Source organism: Kribbella sp. NPDC056861, from assembly GCF_040687575.1.
Lineage (GTDB): Bacteria > Actinomycetota > Actinomycetes > Propionibacteriales > Kribbellaceae > Kribbella.
Genome location: NZ_JBFBNQ010000002.1, coordinates 1,162,290 through 1,179,874, shown reverse-complemented (window position 1 = coordinate 1,179,874; position 17,585 = coordinate 1,162,290). Strand labels below are relative to the sequence as shown.

The 17,585-nt window shown below is 68.9% G+C and carries 16 protein-coding genes; 5 read left to right on the top strand and 11 right to left on the bottom strand.

Features of this window, described 5'->3' with window-relative positions:
- Window positions 1-31: 31 nt before the first annotated feature.
- Complete coding sequence (locus tag AB0P21_RS12550; protein ID WP_363696062.1) at window positions 32-1,159, bottom strand: ABC transporter substrate-binding protein; 1,128 nt, start codon at window positions 1,157-1,159, stop codon at window positions 32-34.
- Window positions 1,156-1,842: a biliverdin-producing heme oxygenase gene (locus AB0P21_RS12545; RefSeq protein ID WP_363696061.1), complete on the bottom strand. Its 687-nt coding sequence runs from the start codon at window positions 1,840-1,842 to the stop codon at window positions 1,156-1,158. Before AB0P21_RS12545 ends, AB0P21_RS12550 begins: the two co-directional genes overlap by 4 nt.
- A gap of 110 nt (window positions 1,843-1,952) precedes the next feature.
- Between AB0P21_RS12545 and AB0P21_RS12540 the strand changes: the two genes are divergently transcribed.
- The 3 genes from AB0P21_RS12540 to AB0P21_RS12530 are packed head-to-tail and all read left to right on the top strand — an operon-like array spanning window position 1,953 to window position 6,255.
- Window positions 1,953-2,681, top strand: a complete 729-nt coding sequence (locus AB0P21_RS12540; protein WP_363696059.1) for a hypothetical protein — start codon at window positions 1,953-1,955, stop codon at window positions 2,679-2,681.
- Window positions 2,678-5,956, top strand: coding sequence for an HtaA domain-containing protein (locus AB0P21_RS12535; RefSeq protein ID WP_363696057.1), 3,279 nt, complete (start codon window positions 2,678-2,680; stop codon window positions 5,954-5,956). Before AB0P21_RS12540 ends, AB0P21_RS12535 begins: the two co-directional genes overlap by 4 nt.
- Window positions 5,953-6,255 (top strand): DUF2470 domain-containing protein, encoded by a 303-nt coding sequence (locus AB0P21_RS12530; RefSeq protein WP_363696056.1) that lies wholly within the window; start codon window positions 5,953-5,955, stop codon window positions 6,253-6,255. Before AB0P21_RS12535 ends, AB0P21_RS12530 begins: the two co-directional genes overlap by 4 nt.
- On the opposite strand, the gene AB0P21_RS12525 is transcribed toward AB0P21_RS12530, so the two are convergent.
- The 6 genes from AB0P21_RS12525 to AB0P21_RS12500 all read right to left on the bottom strand — a co-directional run bounded on the left by AB0P21_RS12525 (window position 6,219) and on the right by AB0P21_RS12500 (window position 12,345).
- A complete protein-coding gene (locus AB0P21_RS12525; protein ID WP_363696054.1) occupies window positions 6,219-8,045 on the bottom strand; it encodes an ATP-binding protein in 1,827 nt (608 codons plus the stop codon). The two genes, AB0P21_RS12530 and AB0P21_RS12525, sit on opposite strands and share 37 nt — an antisense overlap.
- A complete protein-coding gene (locus AB0P21_RS12520) occupies window positions 8,046-8,732 on the bottom strand; it encodes a response regulator transcription factor (protein WP_363696052.1) in 687 nt (228 codons plus the stop codon). It abuts the gene before it with no gap.
- A 70-nt stretch (window positions 8,733-8,802) separates the two neighbouring features.
- Window positions 8,803-10,017 (bottom strand): ABC transporter permease, encoded by a 1,215-nt coding sequence (locus AB0P21_RS12515; RefSeq protein ID WP_363696051.1) that lies wholly within the window; start codon window positions 10,015-10,017, stop codon window positions 8,803-8,805.
- Complete coding sequence (locus AB0P21_RS12510; RefSeq protein ID WP_363696049.1) at window positions 10,014-10,679, bottom strand: ABC transporter ATP-binding protein; 666 nt, start codon at window positions 10,677-10,679, stop codon at window positions 10,014-10,016. The genes AB0P21_RS12515 and AB0P21_RS12510 overlap by 4 nt, the downstream gene beginning before the upstream one ends.
- Window positions 10,676-11,746 carry a peptidoglycan-binding protein gene (locus AB0P21_RS12505; protein ID WP_363696048.1) on the bottom strand — a complete coding sequence of 357 codons (1,071 nt, stop codon included), beginning with the start codon at window positions 11,744-11,746 and terminating at the stop codon, window positions 10,676-10,678. Before AB0P21_RS12505 ends, AB0P21_RS12510 begins: the two co-directional genes overlap by 4 nt.
- Window positions 11,743-12,345: a hypothetical protein gene (locus tag AB0P21_RS12500; RefSeq protein WP_363696046.1), complete on the bottom strand. Its 603-nt coding sequence runs from the start codon at window positions 12,343-12,345 to the stop codon at window positions 11,743-11,745. Before AB0P21_RS12500 ends, AB0P21_RS12505 begins: the two co-directional genes overlap by 4 nt.
- Before the next feature lie 105 nt (window positions 12,346-12,450).
- On the opposite strand from AB0P21_RS12500, the gene AB0P21_RS12495 reads away from it, so the two are divergent.
- A complete protein-coding gene (locus AB0P21_RS12495; RefSeq protein WP_363696045.1) occupies window positions 12,451-13,563 on the top strand; it encodes an NAD(+)/NADH kinase in 1,113 nt (370 codons plus the stop codon).
- Between the two features lie 25 nt (window positions 13,564-13,588).
- The gene (locus AB0P21_RS12490) at window positions 13,589-14,686 is read left to right on the top strand and encodes a mannose-1-phosphate guanylyltransferase (protein WP_363696044.1); all 1,098 of its coding nucleotides are present in this window, start codon (window positions 13,589-13,591) and stop codon (window positions 14,684-14,686) included.
- Window positions 14,687-14,758: 72 nt separating this feature from the next.
- On the opposite strand, the gene AB0P21_RS12485 is transcribed toward AB0P21_RS12490, so the two are convergent.
- The 3 genes from AB0P21_RS12485 to cofD form a co-directional block, all read right to left on the bottom strand.
- Window positions 14,759-15,478 carry a DUF3105 domain-containing protein gene (locus AB0P21_RS12485; protein WP_363696043.1) on the bottom strand — a complete coding sequence of 240 codons (720 nt, stop codon included), beginning with the start codon at window positions 15,476-15,478 and terminating at the stop codon, window positions 14,759-14,761.
- A gap of 87 nt (window positions 15,479-15,565) precedes the next feature.
- On the bottom strand, window positions 15,566-16,534 hold the full coding sequence (locus AB0P21_RS12480; protein ID WP_363696041.1) for a coenzyme F420-0:L-glutamate ligase: 969 nt from the start codon (window positions 16,532-16,534) through the stop codon (window positions 15,566-15,568).
- Window positions 16,531-17,508 carry a 2-phospho-L-lactate transferase gene (gene cofD, locus AB0P21_RS12475; RefSeq protein WP_363696039.1) on the bottom strand — a complete coding sequence of 326 codons (978 nt, stop codon included), beginning with the start codon at window positions 17,506-17,508 and terminating at the stop codon, window positions 16,531-16,533. Before cofD ends, AB0P21_RS12480 begins: the two co-directional genes overlap by 4 nt.
- Between the last annotated feature and the right edge of the window lie 77 nt (window positions 17,509-17,585).

Here is a 17,585-nt window from a genome sequence, read left to right as displayed (position 1 = left end):
AGCCCAGTGACCAGGCTGATCTTGCGGAGCCTCACGACTGAGTTGGGGTGTAGACCGCCTTGGCGAGAGCTTCCACGGTGCGGCCGGTGCGGGGACCGAAGCCGAGTAGTTCGGTGTCGTTCATATCGACGATCCGGCGGTGTTGCCCGGCCGGGGTCTGTGCGATGCCCGGCAGCTTGACCAGGCCGTCGACACCCTTGATCGACTTCAGACCTTCGGTCATCACGATGATCAAATCTGGTTGCGAGCGGATCAGCGCTTCGCTCGTCAGCGGCACGAACGGCTTGGTCAGACCGATCTCGGTGCCGGTGTCGACGCCGCCGATCGACTTGATCATCGCGTCGGCGCCCGAGCCCGGACCGCTCATCAGATACACGCCGGCCGTGCCCCGGACGTACAGGAACGTCATCCGCAGCGGCTTCGCGCCCTGCGGCGCGAGGGACAGCGCCTTGACGATTTCGCCCTGCGTACGGCGTACGAGTTGCTCGCCACGCTCCGGTACGCCGAGCGCTGCCGCGACCGCGCGGACCTGACTCGGCAGGCCGTCCATCGTGCGAGCGTCGTCGAAGAAGATCACCGCGACACCGGAGGCGCGCAACTGCTCCAGCACCTCGGGCGGACCGATGCTCTTGTCGGTCAGCACGACGGTCGGGTCGAGGGAGAGGATCGCCTCCGCGTTCAGGTCATGCGCGGACGGAGTGACCTTGGGCAGCGTCGCGGCCTCGGGGAAGCCGGTCGAGGTGTCCCGCCCGACGACCTTGTCGCCGAGGCCGAGGCTGAAGACGATCTCGGCGAGGGTGCCGTAGAGGTCGACCGCGATGATCCGGCTGACGTCCTTCACCTGCACCGACTTGCCGTCGCACGACTTCACCTCGACCGGAAGCTTCGGCTCTTGGGTGGACTCGACCGGGTGGATGTTGTGGTCCGCGAGAGTCGCCGTTGAGGGTCCGCTGATGGTGTGCGGGTCCTTCGCCTGCTGTGACGGGGTTTCCGTCGGCTTGGGCAGCGGCTTGCCGTCGGCGTCGGTGGTGACGGCGAAGCCCTTGACTGCCGGGCGGCAGGCGTCGGCTGCCGTAGTACCGGGTGAGGCTGCGTCGGACGGGCCGGCACACGCGGTGACGGCGAGCAGGAGGAGGGCTGCGAGGGCGGGACGGCTCACGAGACGACCTGCGGGTACTGCGGAAGCACCTGCTCGGCCAGCGAGGCCAGTACGTCGACGTTGAACTTGTAGGCCAGCAGGACCTCGTCGAGCACCTCCTCCTGCTCATGCTCGTCCAGCGGCATGGCGTCGAGCAGCAGGCGATAGTTGTCCTTGAACGGCTTCGGCTTGACGTCGTCGAAGACGTAGAACCGCACCCCGTCGCCACCAGGGACCAGCCCGTACGCCGTGGCGATGAGCCGGCCGATCGCCTGGCCGCCCGAGAGGTCGCCGAGATACCGGACGTAGTGGTGCGCGACAAAACCGGCAGGCCAGGTGGCCAGCTCGGTCAGGCGTTCGGCGTACCGGGTGGTGGCCTCGGTCGGGGCGGCGGTGGGGATGCCGCGCGCGGCGAGGAAGGCGAGGTCGGCCTCCAGGTGTGGGCGGCGAGCCAGCTCCGGGAAGGCGAACCGGCCGGCGATCGGATCGTCGGCGAGGTCGGCGGTGAGTCGCTCCAGCGCTTGGTAGATGACCGCGTGCTGGCTGACCAGGGCCGCGTAGGCGGTCAGGTCGAGTTGGCCGGCGGTCAGCGCGGCGAGGTAGGTACTCCCTTCGGCGTCTTGGTGCATCCGCATGCTCCGTTCCCGGAGACGCTGCGAGAACGGCGGCAGGGCGGTGGCCGTCGGGCCCGATTGTGGGGTCACAGAACTTAGGTTAGCCTAACCAACCGTGAGTTAGGTGAGGCTAACCTGCAGCACTCGTGTCGTTTCGTCAGGTGGCGCGGCACGGGTGCTGCGGCTGGGGAGGGAAGATCTTGAGACGGTTGGCTGGTCTGGTCGCAGTACTGCTGCTTGCAGTGGTTCCGGTCGGAGCCGCGCACGCGGCGTCGGGGCCGTCGGGGCAGGAGGTGACGGTCAGCCGCAGCCAGGGGCTGAATCCGGCCGGTACTCCGGTGACTGTGCGGGGGCGTGGATTCGACCTGAACAAGGGGATCTACGTCGTGTTCTGCGTCAACAAGGGCGCCGGCCAGCTGCCGTCCCCATGTCTGGGTGGCGTCGACATGCAAGGCGACTCGGGGTCGTCGGCGTGGATCTCGTCGAACCCGCCGTCGTACGGCGAGGGGATTGCCAAGCCTTTTACCAAGGTTGATGGCAAAGGGTCGTTCGAGGTGCAGTTGACGATCAAGGCGAAGGACCAGTTCACCAACTGCCTGGACCAGAAGGTGGCACCGCTCGGCTGCGTCGTCGGCACCCGAGCCGACCACACCCGTACTGCGGACCGCAGCGCCGATGTGCTGATCCCGGTCACCTTCGCCGGCGCCGGTGCCACCACCGCGCCGCCTACTGCTTCACCTAGTACTACGCAGCCGCCTGCCATTAGCAGCAACAACTCTGGTGTGGAGAAGAAGCCCGCCGGAAAGCTCGCCAGCACGGGCGGTCTCCCGACGGTGTTCCTACTCGCCGCCCTGGCCTTGCTGGTGGTTGGGGTTGTGTTGATCTTCGCCACCCGCCGCCGCAAGACCGCCAAGGAGCCGACCGCATGAGCCGCCGAGTTGCGGGGAGTGGCAGGGCGCTGGGCCGCGGAGTGGCAGGCATGGCCGCGCTGCTGCTGGCCACCGCAGTCCTCGCCCCCAACGCCACCGCCGCGCCCACCGGCGGCGCCACGGCCACCGCCAGCGCCTCACCCACCGCCAGCGCCTCGCCTGTGCCCTCCACCGCACCCACACCTGCTGCGGAGCAGCAGGTGTGGGTGCCCAAGATTGTTGCTTCCAAGACGTCCGGCGTCGCAGAAGGCGAAGAGCTCACCGTGACTGGGTCCGGGTTCGATCCGGCTGCCAACAAGAGCCTGCGCGTGCCGGTCACGCCAGGCGAGCCAGCTGGCGTGTACGTGGTGTTCGGATCGTTCGCGGAGAACTGGAAACCCTCGACGGGCGCCGACTCCAGCACTCGCACCTTGCTGGACACGAAGTGGGCGCTGCCGCAGGCGTCGTTCGACCAGGTGAGCCGGGACTTCGCCAACCAGGTTCCCCGGCTGGTGAAGCTGAACGAGGACGGGACCTTTGAGGTCAAGGTCAAAGCCAAGAAGGCGACCGAGAACCCGCGGAACTACGGGGTCTACACCTATCCGGGGGGAGGCGCGGTCAATGGTGAGCATGAGCTTGCTGTGCCGGTGGCGTTTGCGGGCGACGGTGGCGATCCCGCTCCGGGCGTTCCGCCGGTCGACACGATCGACTGGGGGCTGAAGCTTTCCTTCCGGACTTACATCGAAGGAAACATCGCGCACGGGTCGATCACGATGCAGCCGCCGTCGACGCGGAAGGCCGACGGGACGTTCCGGTTCCCGGTCGGCAGTGGGGGCGTCTACTTCAAGGGGCACGAGACCCAGCCGGGCAATCCGCTGCTCGAGGTCACCGTCTCCGAGGTCCGCGTGCAGCTCAACGGCAGCACCGGATCGCTGATGGCCGACGTGATCAGCAAGAGCTTGGAGAACGGCCAGCTCACCACGTACGACGACCTCGCGCTGGCCGACGTCGACTTCACCGGGCACCCGGTCACCATCAAGGACGGCGTCGCGACCGCCCTCGGCGCGACCACCAAACTCACCGAAGCCGGTGTCCCCGCCTTCGCAAACTTCTACACCGCCGGTACTGCGCTCGACCCGGTCAGCTTCGCGGTCAAGGTCGCCCCGACCCCGGTCTGGGAGCCGAAGCTCGAACTCCTCGGCCCCGACGGCCAGCCACTCCAAACCGTTCCGCAGGCAGGGCAGACCGTCACGGTCCGCGGCTCCGGTTACGACCCGGCCGCCAACCTGTCGACCCGTCCGCCCGTGACGCCTGGCTTGCCCGCCGGCGTGTACGTCGTCTTCGGCAGCTTCGACGCAACCTGGCGTCCGTCCGAGAACGCACCGGCAGACTCCCGTCGAGTACTCGACCAGAAGTGGGCCTTGCCCGATGCCTCTCGCCCAGGTGCCGCCAACCCGGCGTACGTGACGCTCAAGCCTGACGGCACCTTCGAAACCACCCTGACCGTCAAGCCCGCCGACACGGCGAAGGGCACCTACGGCATCGCGACGTACGCAGCCGGCGGCGCAGCACCGAACGCGCCGCAAGAACTCCTCAAGCCGATCACGTTCGCCAACCCCAGCACCCCACCGGTACTGACGGTCGAGCCGAACACCAACCTCACCGACAAGCAGTCGGTCACCGTCAAGGGCACCGGCTTCGCCGCCAACCGCGCCCTGTACGTCGCCCAGACTCCGCAGGGCAAATCAGGCGAGTCGAACCCGTCGCCCTTCTCCGGCGCCCAACGCGTCGTCACCTCGGCCACCGGCACCTTCGAGGCCTCGGTCGAGACGGCCGTCACCTTCCGCAACGAGAACACCGACGTCGACTGCCTCGCGAAACCCTGTTTCATCGCGAGCTTCAACTCACCGCTGGCCTCCGACAACGTCGAGGTCGACCACCGCGGTGATCGCAGCCAGGACGTCTTCCAGGCCATCACCTTCAAGCCCGCCGGACCGCAACCGGTGCTGCCGGCAATCACCACCCAGCCCTTGCCTGCAACAACATTTGCCGGTGGCAGCGTGACGTTCACGGCCGCAGCCACCGGTACTCCGGCGCCGACCGTGCAGTGGGAGCGCAGTGCTGACACAGGTAAGACCTGGGCGCCGATCTCCTCGCCGTCAGCGATCACCAGCACGCTGACCCTGACCGCCGTCACGGCGAACGACAACGACGCGCGCTTCCGGGCCGTGTTCAGCAACGAGGCGGGATCGGCGACGTCGACCGCCGTCACCCTCACGGTCACCGCGCCGACCGTCAAGATTGCCCCGAGCAACGTCAAGCCCGGCGAGGACATCGCCGTCACCGGCGCCGACTTCCCCGGCGGCCAGAAGGTGAAGGCGGTCGTCGATGCCGGCCAGCCCGCGGAGTACACCTTCCGTAACGCGAACGGGCAGAGCGTGGTCATCAGCTCCGGTGACGGCAGGCAGTTGAAGGTTGTCAACGGCAAGCTTCAGGTGGTCAGCGGGGCCAAGGTCAACGTTCGCGCGACCGGGCTGAAGAACAGCAAGGCCAACACCGCCGACGCGCCGAGCGGCTTCTACGTACTGACCGCGGTCGACCAGGGCCCCGGCAAGCAGGCGTCCCCGGCGATCGGCGGCGCCGATCTGACCGGCTCCTCCGGTGAGTCCCAGTGGATCACCAACTTCCCGTACGCCGGTTCGGAACAGCTCGTCGTACCGGTCGGGGCCGATCTCACCGCCAAGGCGGCGGTGAAGGTCTCGTCGGCCGACGAGCACACCGACTGCAGCAAGGCGGTCAGCGGGTGCGTGCTCTACCTGCGGGCGGATCACCGGTCAACGGGCAACCGGGCGTTCGACGTGCGGGTGCCGTTGCAGTTCGTCGCGTCGGCCGAGGCTGATCAGGGCACGGTGCTGGGGGAGCAGACGGCTGATGCCGCCGGCACGATCTCCTTCAGCTGGAAGGTCCCGGCGGAGTTCGGCGCCGGGGAGCACACGGTGACGCTGTCCGCGGGCGACAAGGTGACAGCGACCGCTGGCTTCACTGTCAGCCCCACACCGACCCCGACCCCGACCCCGACGCCGACGGCCACGCCAACGCCGACGGCCACCCCGTCACCAACACCGACGGCCACGGCTACCACCGAGCCGCCCGTGCACAACACCCCGACCTCACCGACCGGCGCACTCGCGAGCACCGGCGGTGCGGCCCTCTGGTTGCCGCTCCTCGGAGCGTTGTTGCTGATCACCGGTGTCGCCCTCACCCTGGCGACCCGCCGACGGAAGGCCCAGGCATGACCGCGACTGACCCGTTCGATCCCGAGATCGTGCTCGCCGTACTGCGGCACATGAACGAGGACCACGCCCACGACTCGCTGCTGATCGTCCGCACCCTCGGCGAGCAGCCGTCGGCGACGGCGGTGGTGCTGACCTCGATCGACCCCGACGGCGCCACCTTCAAGGCGATGCTGCCGACCGGTGACTCGATCGACGTCATCCTCGGCTGGTCGCACCCGATCCACGACCGACCGCAGTTCCGCGGCGAGTTCGCCCGCTGGTATCAGGAAGCGGTGACCCGCGCGTCGTCCGGAGGCTGACGCGGCAGCCGGAGAGTGAAGGTGGAGCCCACGTCGAGCGTGCTGGTCGCGCTCGCCGTGCCGCCGTGGGCCTCGGCCAGGCTGCGCACGATCGGCAGGCCGAGGCCGCTCCCGCCGGTATGACGGTTGCGGGACTGCTCGGCGCGCCAGAACCGGTCGAACACCTTCGGCAGGTCCTCGGTCGCGATCCCCGCGCCGGTGTCGATCACGTCGATGATCACCTCGTCACCGTCGATGCGCCCTGAGATCCGGACACTGCCACCCGCCGGGGTGAACCGGAGCGCGTTGGCGACCAGGTTGCCGACCGCCTGCCGGAGCCGGACCGGGTCGGCCTCCAGTTCGATGTCGCCGACGGTTGCCGAGGACAACGCCACCTCGGCGTGCTCGGCCTGGCTCCGGAAGGTCCCGGCGACCTGGTCGAGCAGGAGGCCGAGATACACCCGCTCCGGGTGGATCCGCAGATTGCCGGCATCAGCGGTGGCCAGGTCGCGCAGATCGTCGAGGATGTGCTGCAGCAGCGCGGCTTCCTCGCTCAGCGACGCGATGAACGTCTGGTCGGGTTGGGCCACGCCGTCCTCGACGGCCTCCAGCCAACCGCGAATGTTGCTCAGTGGCGTCCGCAGCTCATGGGCGATATCGCTGACCATTGCTCTGCGCAATGATTCGGTCCGGGCCCGGCTGTCGGCCAGTTCGTTGAACGCGAGGGACAGCTGCCCGATCTCGTCGGTACCGCGGACCTTCACCCGCACGTCCTCGTCGCCACTGGTCATCTGCCGGGACGCCTTGGTCAGGGCCCGGAGGGGCTGAACCAGGCGGATCCCGCCGACCACTGCGATCAGCACGGTGATGCCGAGGATCGCGGCGGCCACCCCGGCGATCCGCTTCTGGTTGGCAGGGGACAGGTCCAGCTCCGCCGACGCCTCGCTGTGCGTGCTGACGAACAGCAGCGCGGGCGGAGCGACGTACGGGGTGAGCAGGGCGCGGCGGGAAGCGGCCAGGCAGCTTTCGACCGCTTCGGGGTCGGGCAGCGGCGCCTCCGGCGATGGCTTGCGGTCGGAGGGTCTGCTGACCTGGACCGGACCGAGCCCGCGCAGGAGCGTCCAGCTGAGATCGGCCTGCAACCTGATCGGTGCCGCCGGCCCCTTCTTCGCCAGGCAGGTGTTCACCATGGTCTGCAGCCGCTCGTACGCCGGTGCCTGCCGCTTGGTGATCTCGTCCAGCGACGAGGCCTCGCACCGGTCCAGGTAGAAGTCCTCGGCCCCCTCGATCCGGGGTCGGCCGGTCGGTCCGAGGGCGATCTTGCCGCGGCCACCGGCCTGGTCCTGGACGCAACCGAGCACTCGCTTGGCGACCTGGTCCAGGAACTCCTTCTCCGCCGTGGTCAGCTGGAAGGGCCCGAGCACCCGCGGGTCGATCTGATCCGTGCTCGCCCCCAGCAGTCCGGCGCTGAGATCGAGCGGATTGATCCCGGCGGACGCGATCTGGTTCGCCGGCACCGGTTGGCCCGAGATCAGCCGGCGGTCGCGGTAGGTGAGGGTGATCTGGCGGCCGGTATCGGCGCTCAGCTGGGAGATCTCCTTGCCGATCCCGGACCAGGTGCGATGCGTCGCGGCGTACCCGAGCAGGACGTTGTAGATCTTGGCGTCTTCGGCGAGCGCCTGGCCCTGCTGTTCCTGGATGGCGACCGACGTACTGCGGGCCGCCAGCCACGCCGTCGCCGCGATCGAGCAGAGCGCGATCAGCACGGCGCCGGCCAGCAACCGCACGAGCACGCTCCGCCGGGCGGTCATCTACCCGTCGGTCAGCTTGTAGCCGACCCCGTAGACCGTCAGCAACCGGACCGGTTTGCGCGGGTCCGGCTCGATCTTCTTGCGCAGGTTGAGCACGTGGGTGTCGATCGTGCGGGTGGTGATGTACTGATCGATGCCGTGCAGTTGCTCCAGCAGTTGGGCCCGGGTGAAGACCCGGTGCGGCCGCGCGGCCATCGTGGCGATCAGCCGGAACTCACCCGGAGTACAGGTGATCAAGGTGCCGTCGGCAAACAGTTCGTGCCGGTCGGTGTCGACCGAGACACCGCCGACCCGCAGCATGGTGTCGGGCTCGACGGCTCTGGCACTGGTCCGGCGGAGCAAGGTGCGAACCCGGGCCGCGAGTTCCCGCGGGCTGAACGGCTTGGTCATGTAGTCGTCCGCGCCCAGGTCGAGGCCGAGCAACATGTCGTCCTCCTCGGTCCGGGCGGTCAGCATCAGCACCGGGATGTCGGACTCCTGCCGCAGGATCCGGCAGACGTCCAGGCCGTCGACGCCGGGCAGCATCACGTCCAGCACCAGCAACTCGGGCTGTTGACGGCGGACCTCCTCGAGCGCGGACCGCCCGTCGTGGACGACGGTGACCGAATGGTTCTCGCGTTCGAGGTAGCGCCGGACCAGCTCGGCCTGCTTCTCATCGTCCTCGGCAAGCACGACCTGAGCACACATGGCTTCGACTATAGGACGCATTTCGGCCGGTCCGGCGCCAGTCGGCGAACCGGGACGACTTCCTGACATTTCAGTCCGCGGCCAGCGCTTCCGTTGGGGTGAGCAACGAAGCCCTCACTGCCGGATAGACCCCGGCCAGCACGCCGACCGAGATCGACGCCCCCAGCCCGGCCAGTACCGCGGCCGGCGGGATCACGATCGGCCAGCCCTGCGCCTCGGCGTACCCGATCACGCCGAGGACGCCGAGCACTGCGCCCAGCACGCCGCCGATCGTGCACAGCACCACGGACTCGGTCAGGAACTGCCCCCGGATCTGCCGGCGGTTGGCGCCGAGCGCGCGGCGCAGGCCGATCTCGCGGCGGCGTTCGAGCACCGAGATCGCCATCGTGTTGGCGACCCCGATCCCACCGACCAGCAGCGCGACGCCGGCCAGGCCGAGGAACAAGGTGGAGAACGCGTTCTCGGTGATCCGCTTCGCCGCCAGGGCCTCCGACGGGCGGCTGACCTGGACCATGCCCGGCTGTTCGGGGCTGAGCGTGCGACCGAGCACTGCCCGGACGTCTTCGATCGCGGTGTCGGCGGATCGTACGTACACGACGGATGGCCGACCGTCGAAGCTCAAGGTGGACTTGGCCGCGTCCCAGCCGATCAGCACCGACTGCTCGACGTCCGGCGCGAGCGGTGACGTCGCCAGGATGCCGATGACGGTGAACCAGGTGTCGTTCAGCAGGATCCGCGGCGGTGGCTGTCCGGCCGGCAGCTCGGTGATTCCCAACCAGGTGGCGGCTTTCGCGCCGAGCACGACGGTCGGGAACTTGTCGGTGGCCGGGGAGAGGAACTTGCCGGAGTGCACCTTGGTGTCGAGCAGGTCGAGCAGGTTCGGCGTACCGGCCAGGACGGTGATGCCGCTGCTGTTGGTGGTGCCGTCGATCTTGTCGGTACGCCGGACGCTCGCGTGCACGTTGGCGACGCCGCTCACCTCCTGCACCGGGCCGATCCGCGCGGCCATGCCGATCGATGCCGCCGGCAACCCGGCGGGGGTTCCGGGGGCGTTGCCGTCCGGTACTGCGGCTGCTCGCAGCAGGTCAGGGCCCAGCGTCGAGAGCTCGTCCAGCACCGCTTGCTGGCTGGAGGCGGGGATGCCGGTCACGACGATCATCGTGGCGATGCCGATGGAGATGCCGAGCGCGGAGAGGGCGGCGCGCAGCGGCTTGGTGCGCACCCGGGTGAGTCCGAGCAGCAGCAGATCCGAGAGTGGTAGCCGCACTGGCTGAGTCAGCTTCATGCGTTCACCAGGCGACCGTCGCGCATTTCTATCCGGCGGGGGAGTTGGGCGGCGATCTCGCGGTCGTGGGTGATGATCGCGATCGTCGTACCGGAGGCGTGCAGCTGGTTGAGGAGGTCCAGGACTGCCAAGCCGTTGGCGGTGTCGAGGGCACCGGTGGGTTCGTCGGCCAGTACTACGGCCGGGGAGTTGACGAGGGCCCGGGCGATGGCGACGCGTTGCCGTTCACCGCCGGAGAGTTCGTGCGGGCGGTGGTCGGCGCGATGGGACAGGCCGACCTTCGCGAGTGCCGCCAGGGCGAGTGGTTTGCGCTCGCGGCGCGGCGTACCGGCGTACAGGAGGCCGGTGGCGACGTTCTCGGTGGCGGTGTGGCCGTCGGAGAGATGGAACTGCTGGAAGACGAACCCGATCGAGCGGCCGCGTAACGCGGACAGTTCGCGGTCGGACAGCCGCGCGACGTCGTGCCCGCTGATCGCGACCGTGCCCGCGCTCGGGCGGTCGAGGGTGCCCATCAGGTTGAGCAACGTCGACTTGCCCGAGCCCGACGGACCGACGATCGCGAGCAACTCGCCGCGGTCGATCCGCAGCGACACGTCGTCCAGCGCCCGGACGCCACCGGGATACTCCTTCACCGCATGGCTGAGCTCGACCACCGCGGTCATGACGTGGTCACCACCTTCTGGCCGGCCTGCAGTCCGGCGCCGGTGATCTCGACGTTGCCATCAGCAAACATCCCGGTCTTCACGGCAACCAATGCAGTGCCATTGCCACCAGCAACCTGTACCGCGTAACCGCCCTCCCGCAACGCGAGCAACGCGGCCACCGGTACGACCAGCACTCCCTTGCGAGCCGGCCCTGGCACGGTCACAGTCACCGGGCCCGAGTCGACGCCCGCGCTGGCAGCCTGCTGGTCAAGCGTGATCAGCGCGTTCACCTGTGGCTTCTTGTCACCATCCGCCGGATTGCCGTCACTCGGCGGTGGCGCCGCATCCGTACCGACACTGCGTATCGTGCCGCCGGTCACCTTGCCGTTGGGCAGCGTGAGTTTCACCTTCCCGCCCGCGGCAATACCCTCGACCGAGTCGGCATCGACCGGTAGCGTGACGACCTTGTCGGTGGAGGTCACGCCGAGCACGTCCGCCGCGGCCGGGTCGCCCGACGCCGCCTTCAGTGCGTCGATCCGGACAGGCCCGGGCAGGACGACGACGCTGGCCGGGTCGAGCACTCCGGTCGGGTCCAGCTCGAGCGACTTCTGCCACTCCTTGACCGCCCACGTGGTTGCCGGGGTCAACTTGTCGGTCGTTGTCTCCGGCAAGAACCCGAGCGCGGTCAGGTTCTGCTTCAGCACCCGCACGTCCGGCCCGTCGATCGGCTTGTCCAGCTTGCGAAACAACGGCGTAGACCCGTAGAACAAGACGATTGGCTTGTTGTCGACACGGAACAGCACCTCGCCACGATCCAGCGCCGCACCGACCTTCGGCAACCAGGTGAGAGTGCCGGTGGCATGACTCTTGATGGTCTGCCCAGCGCCGTACCCGAGCTGGCCGGTCAGGTCCTTGGCCTGCGACAGATCTGTCCGAACGATTTCGACGGTCTGCGCGGGCGACGGCCCATCGGCCGCGGCCGCCTTCTCCGGCTTGTCGAGGATCCGGAACCCGGCCACTCCGGCGCCGGCCAGGACGACCGCTCCGGTGACCAGGGCAACCATCCGAAGAGAACGCCTGCTCACTTGCCGGCCACCTCGCGCTGGCACTCGGGCATCAGGTTCATGCCCTTGGTGATCGAGGCCATGTCGTTCTGCTTGCCGCCGAGCGCGGGACCGACGATGCCCGACGAGGTGTCGGTGGACAGCTCGACGTACTTGACGCCCTTGTCCTTGAGGCACTGGACGACCTTGCGGCCGAAGTCCAGCGCGTCCGGGTTGTTCGCGTCGATCTCCCAGGCCGGCAGCGGCAGCTTCGGCTCGCAGACCTTGCCGGCGTTCTTCGCCTTGGCCGTGTTCGTGGTCGGCCCGGAGCCCAACATACTGGCCTCCTTGCGCTGCGCCAGGACGTCGATGCCGTTCTCCTTCAGGCAGGCCATGTACGGCGCGTACTGCCGCTTGCGGTCGGCCTCGGTCATGTCGATCCGCTCGCGCGGCCGGCCGGCGTCCGGATCCTTCGGCTTGGTGGTCACCTTGCCCGGCAGCGTCGGCGGAGTGGTGAGGGTGGCGATCTCTGGCACCTTGCCCGAATCGTTGCCCCGGGCCTGTTCGTCCGCCTTGGCCGCCGAGCACCCGGTCGCCACGACGGCGAGCAGCAGCAGCGGAACCCATTTGATGGTCGTCATACCCTCCAAGGTGCCGCCCGAATGTCAGGGAAATGTCGGCGAGCGGTGGCGATCCCGTCCTGACCACATACGGTGGTCGCCAACGCCGTACCGGAGGAGTTCACCGTGCCTGTCAGCCGTCTCGGCCTCGTTGTCCACCAAGCCCGTCCGCTCGCCGTGCACGCGGCCGGGGTGGTCCGTGAGTGGTGCCGCAAGAACGACATCGGCTGTACCGACATCGACGTCTGGGCGAACCACGAGCACCGGCGGGGCGGGACCGCGGAGATGCAGCATGCGGGGAACCCTGACCTGGTCGTCACCCTGGGCGGCGACGGTACCTTCCTGCGCGGCGCCCGGATCGCGGCCAAGAACGGCGCCGCCGTACTCGGTGTGGACCTGGGCAAGGTCGGCTTCCTGACCGAGGTGGCCTGCAGCGACGTCGAGGAGGCCCTCGAGGCGGTGCACCGGGACGAGGCGACGATCGAGGAGCGGATGACGCTCACGATGCGCGCCTCCCGGCCGCTGGAGATCCCGACCGGTATCGAGGCGCTGCTGCGCTACGGCCACGGCCCGTCGCTCCCGCCCCCTGCGGTCCGGCAGGAGAGCCCGGAGGCCGACGGCTGGGGTGTCGCGCTCGATGTGACCGCGCTGAACGACGTGGTGGTCGAGAAGCTCGCCCGCGACCACCACGTGAGTGTCGGGGTCTACCTGTCCGGGCGCCTGCTCGCGTCGTACTCGGCTGACGCTCTGATCGTCGCCACCCCGACCGGCAGTACGGCGTACAGCTTCGCCGCCGGGGGACCGATCCTGTCGCCGAACATGGAGGCAGTGGTCTTCACACCCGTCGCCCCGCACATGACCTTCAACCGGACGGTCGTGGCCGCTCCGGACGAACCAGTAGGGCTCCGGGTCCTCCCGCACTCGGGCCAGGCGGCAGTGAGCATCGACGGCCAGCTCCGCGGCGTACTGGACCCAGGCGACTGGATCGGCGTCTACGGCTCCGTACGCCGCCTCCGGCTCGTCCGGCTGCGGCCTACCGACTTCTACGGGCGTCTCCGCGACCGGTTCCGCCTCACCGACGCCCCGGCCACCGGTATCGACGGCGACCCGGATCCCTTCTTCCGTCCGATCAGCCCGGTCCCGCCCGACCTGGCTCACCTGCGGCTGCCCCCGCCGCCGGACACCCGCCCCCAGAACCCGGCGTGCGAAGTAGAGGCCGCAGCCGACCCAGCGGAGTAGCCCTCGCCCGGTAGGCTCCCTCCTCATGCGAAATGTGGTGATCTTGGCCGGCGGCTCGGGGACTCGGTTGTGGCCGTTGTCCAGGGCCGACAAACCCAAGCAGGTGCTGCCGTTGGCGGCGGGCAACTCTCTGCTGCGAGTGGCCTACAACCGGGTGAAGGGGCTGGTCGATCCGGCCAACATCTACGTCTGCACGGTGGCCGCGCACACCGACCTGGTGCGCGAGGAGCTGCCGGAGCTCGGCGAGCACAACATCATCGGCGAGCCGGTCGGCCGGGACACCGCCAACGCGGTCGGCCTGGCCTCGGCCGTGGTGGCCCGCAACGACCCGGAGGCCGTGGTGGCGATCCTCGGCTCGGACCACCTGATCACGCCCGAGGACGAGTTCCGGGCGGCGCTCGAGGCCGGCTTCGAGCTGGTCGAGCAGCGGCCCCGCTCGCTGGTCACGTTCGGGATCGAGCCGACCCATCCGCACACCGGCCTCGGGTACGTCGAGCGCGGTGACGCGATCGAGGGCACCGGCGCGTTCGTGGTGGACCGGTTCCGGGAGAAGCCGGACCGCGCGACCGCCGAGGAGTACCTGGCCACCGGCCGGTTCTGGTGGAACTCGGGCATGTTCGTCTGGCGGGCCGAGACCGTGCTGAGCGTGCTGGACGCGCTGCTGCCCGAGTCGGCCGCGAACCTGCGCCAGGTCGCCGCGGTCTGGGACAGCCCGGAGCGGGAGGCGACGCTGGCCGAGATCTACCCGGCGTTGCGCAAGATCAGCGTCGACTACGCCGTGATGGAGCCGGCCTCGCAGGGCAAGGTCGACGCGGACGTGGTGGTCGTGCCGATGCCGGTGCACTGGCTCGACGTCGGCTCCTGGGCCGCGCTGGCCGGCACCTACGAGGTAGATGCCGAGGGCAACCGTCACGACGGCTCGGCGCTCAGCTGCCTGCTCGACTCGCACGACAACGTGATCGTCACCGACGACCCCGAGCACCTGATCGCGGCGGTCGGGCTGCGCGGGCACATCATCGTGCACACCAAGGACGTCACGCTGGTCTGCCCGCTGGCCGACGGCGAGCGGATCAAGGACCTGGTCGCGGTGGTCCAGTCCGACCACGCCGACCGCTACGTCTGACCCGGTCGCTCGACAGCAAGAAGCCCGGGACCTCGACGAGGTCCCGGGCTTCTTCGCGTCAGCGGAGGCGGATCAGCCGCCGTTCGGCTCCTGGGCATCCAGGGCCGGGTACTTGTCCATGAAGTTCTTCAGCGCCTCACCGGAGACCGAGCCGCAGAACTGGCGGTGGCCGAACGCGGTGGTCTGGCCCTGGGCGTTGCCGCTCCAGTGCGAGAAGGCGATGTTCTTGTCCTTCGGCCAGGCGCCGCCGTCGGAGGCCTTGAACGGGGCCGCGATGAACTTGGTGTTGGCGCTGTCCGGCAGCTTCGCCTTGGAGATCTTCTCGACCAGGGCGACCTGGTCCTTGTCGTTCATGGTCTTCTCGTTGTACCAGAGGATCGTGTAGCCGTGCTCCAGGTTGTGCACCAGGTTCGGCACCGGCGGCCGGTCGCTGTCGGCGTAGAACTTCTTCGACAGCGGGGCCCAGGTGGCGTAGTGCGGGCCCGACGACGGCGGTGACACCGGGTACGGGATCATCGTGCCGTCCGGCTGGTGGTCCTGGGTGCCGGAGGCCTTGTCGTCGATCACGGCGTCGCAGGAGGCTTCCGAGGCCTTCACACCGAGGTCGGTGATCGACTGGTTCCTGGTCTGCGAGTCCTGGATGAGTTTGATCGCCGGGTAGGCGATGATCGCGAGACCGACGACCATGCACGCGGCAATGATCATTCGGGTGCGGACTTTGTCGCCGCGGGCCTGATCGCGCTGCATCTTTTCGACGAGCTCGCGGCGTGACTGCTTCTGAGACTTACCCACAGTGATGGTCTTCCCGGATCAGGGGCGGTCTCGGAGCCGCCGTGCGGATGCAGTGTACGCAAGCTGTCTGAGAAGTTGCCTAGAAAGCTAGCGAGACCGTGAGCCGAACGTGACCGTCGCCTCACTCCCTGGACCGGTCTCGACGCTCACCCCGTAGCCCTCCGCATGCAACAGCACGGCCAGCTTCTCAGCGGTGATCCCCACCGCCACGGCGTCTTCTCCAGAGACCCGCAGAGCACCATCCAGCAGCTCCACCTGTACGCCGTCCAGCGGCAACCCAGCCCACAGCTCGGCAGAAGCCTCCCGCGGCCCCTCAGGAGCCTTCCGACCCAGTACTGCGGTCCGCGCCGCCTCCCGAGTCCCCAGGCTGAACAGATCCATCTCCGCGTCCCGCACCAGCGCCCGGGCGCCAGGCCCGTGCTCCCCGGCCGGGAAGACCACATCAGCCAGCCCACGTAGTACGGCGACCGGTACTCCGTCGGCCTTGCCCTTCACCAGCTCGCTGGCAGCAGCGATCTCGTCGGCGAGGGCAGGCTCGGTCACGGCCAGCACGTTGCCGTGGCTGTCGGTGCTGCCACGCAGGTCCTCGATCACCCGGACCCCGGCGGCCCCGATGGCCAGGTCGATCTGCCCGTTGCGCCAGGGGCGGCCCAGCGTGTCCGTGACGACTACGCCCACGTTCACGTCGTACCGGTCCTTCAGGGCCTCTCGCAGCTGCCGGGCGGACAGGTCCGGATCGACCGGGAGCAGCAGGACGGTGCCGGGACGGGTGTTGGAGGTGTCGGTGCCCGCAGCAGCCATCACCAGGCCGTGCCGGGTCTGCACGATCCTGGTGTCACCGCGCTGAGCCACGACGCGAACCAGTTCGGCGTCGATCGCCTCGTCCCGGGTGCCCGTGGTCAGGCGGCCCTCGGCCTTGCTGACGATCTTCGAGGTCACCGAGACCACGTCGCCGTCGCGCAGCTCGACCGCCTCGCCGATCAGCGCGGTCAGGTCGTCGCCTGCGGAGACCTCGGGCAGACCGGTGACCGGGAAGACCTCGAGGTGCTTCCTCACCGGCGAACCGCCTCGGCCAGCGTCAGGGCGGCGTTCGCCATCGCCGCGGTGGTGTCCTCGTCGGTCATCCACAGCGGCACGGCCTGGGCGTGGATACCGGCGGTCGCGATCGACTCGAGCTGAGCCGCGTCGGAGGTGTCGATCAGCCAGCCGTCCAGTACGCCGTCGGCCGCGCGCGACCCGTAGTACCGGGCGACCGCGCCGGCGCTCGACTCGACGCCGACCGCCGCCAGCACCTTGTCGGCCATCCCGCGGACCGGGCCGGTGCCGATGATGGGGGAGATCCCGATCACCGGGGCAGCGGTCTCGCGGACCGCCTCGCGGATCCCTGGGACGCCCAGGATGGTGCCGATCGAGACCACCGGGTTGGACGGCGGCAGCAGCAACGCGTCGCACTCGGCGATCGCGTCCAGCACGCCCGGCGCCGGCTTGGCCTTCTCCGAGCCGATCGCGACGATCTGGTGCGCGGTCACCTCGGCGTGCAGCCGGACCCAGTACTCCTGGAAGTGGATCGCCTTCTTGGTGCCCGGGTTGTCCGGGTCGTCGACCACCACGTGCGTCTCGACCCGGTCGTCGCTCATCGGCAGCAACCGGACCGGCAGCTTCCACCGGTTCGAGAGCGCCTCGGTGACGGCGGTCAGGCCGTAGCCGGCGTCCAGCATCTGCGTCCGGACCAGGTGGGTGGCCACGTCCCGGTCGCCGAGCCCGAACCAGGTCGGCTCCACGCCGTACGCCGCGAGCTCCTCCTTGATCACCCAGGTCTCGTCCTCCCGGCCCCAGCCACGTTCCTTGGAGATGCCGTCGCCGAGCGTGTACATCACCGTGTCGAGGTCCGGGCAGACCCGCAACCCGAACAGGGTGATGTCGTCCGCGGTGTTCCCCACCACGGTGATCTCGGCGTCCGGTCGGGCCCTCAGCAGGCCGCGCAGGAAGGTGGAACCGCCGATGCCACCAGCAAGCACTGTCAATCGCATGGGAACAGTTTCCACGAGTCGTCAAAGCAGTCGACCACCGCACGACTATGCTGCCGAGGGTCCGATGCGTGTCAACT

Coding starts and splice junctions, on each gene's coding strand:
- AB0P21_RS12515 (WP_363696051.1), bottom strand. CDS start 10,017: ATGAAGCTGACTCAGCCAGTGCGGCTACCACTCTCGGATCTGCTGCTG.
- AB0P21_RS12535 (WP_363696057.1), top strand. CDS start 2,678: ATGAGCCGCCGAGTTGCGGGGAGTGGCAGGGCGCTGGGCCGCGGAGTG.
- AB0P21_RS12530 (WP_363696056.1), top strand. CDS start 5,953: ATGACCGCGACTGACCCGTTCGATCCCGAGATCGTGCTCGCCGTACTG.
- AB0P21_RS12490 (WP_363696044.1), top strand. CDS start 13,589: ATGCGAAATGTGGTGATCTTGGCCGGCGGCTCGGGGACTCGGTTGTGG.
- AB0P21_RS12510 (WP_363696049.1), bottom strand. CDS start 10,679: ATGACCGCGGTGGTCGAGCTCAGCCATGCGGTGAAGGAGTATCCCGGT.
- cofD (WP_363696039.1), bottom strand. CDS start 17,508: ATGCGATTGACAGTGCTTGCTGGTGGCATCGGCGGTTCCACCTTCCTG.
- AB0P21_RS12520 (WP_363696052.1), bottom strand. CDS start 8,732: ATGTGTGCTCAGGTCGTGCTTGCCGAGGACGATGAGAAGCAGGCCGAG.
- AB0P21_RS12525 (WP_363696054.1), bottom strand. CDS start 8,045: ATGACCGCCCGGCGGAGCGTGCTCGTGCGGTTGCTGGCCGGCGCCGTG.
- AB0P21_RS12500 (WP_363696046.1), bottom strand. CDS start 12,345: ATGACGACCATCAAATGGGTTCCGCTGCTGCTGCTCGCCGTCGTGGCG.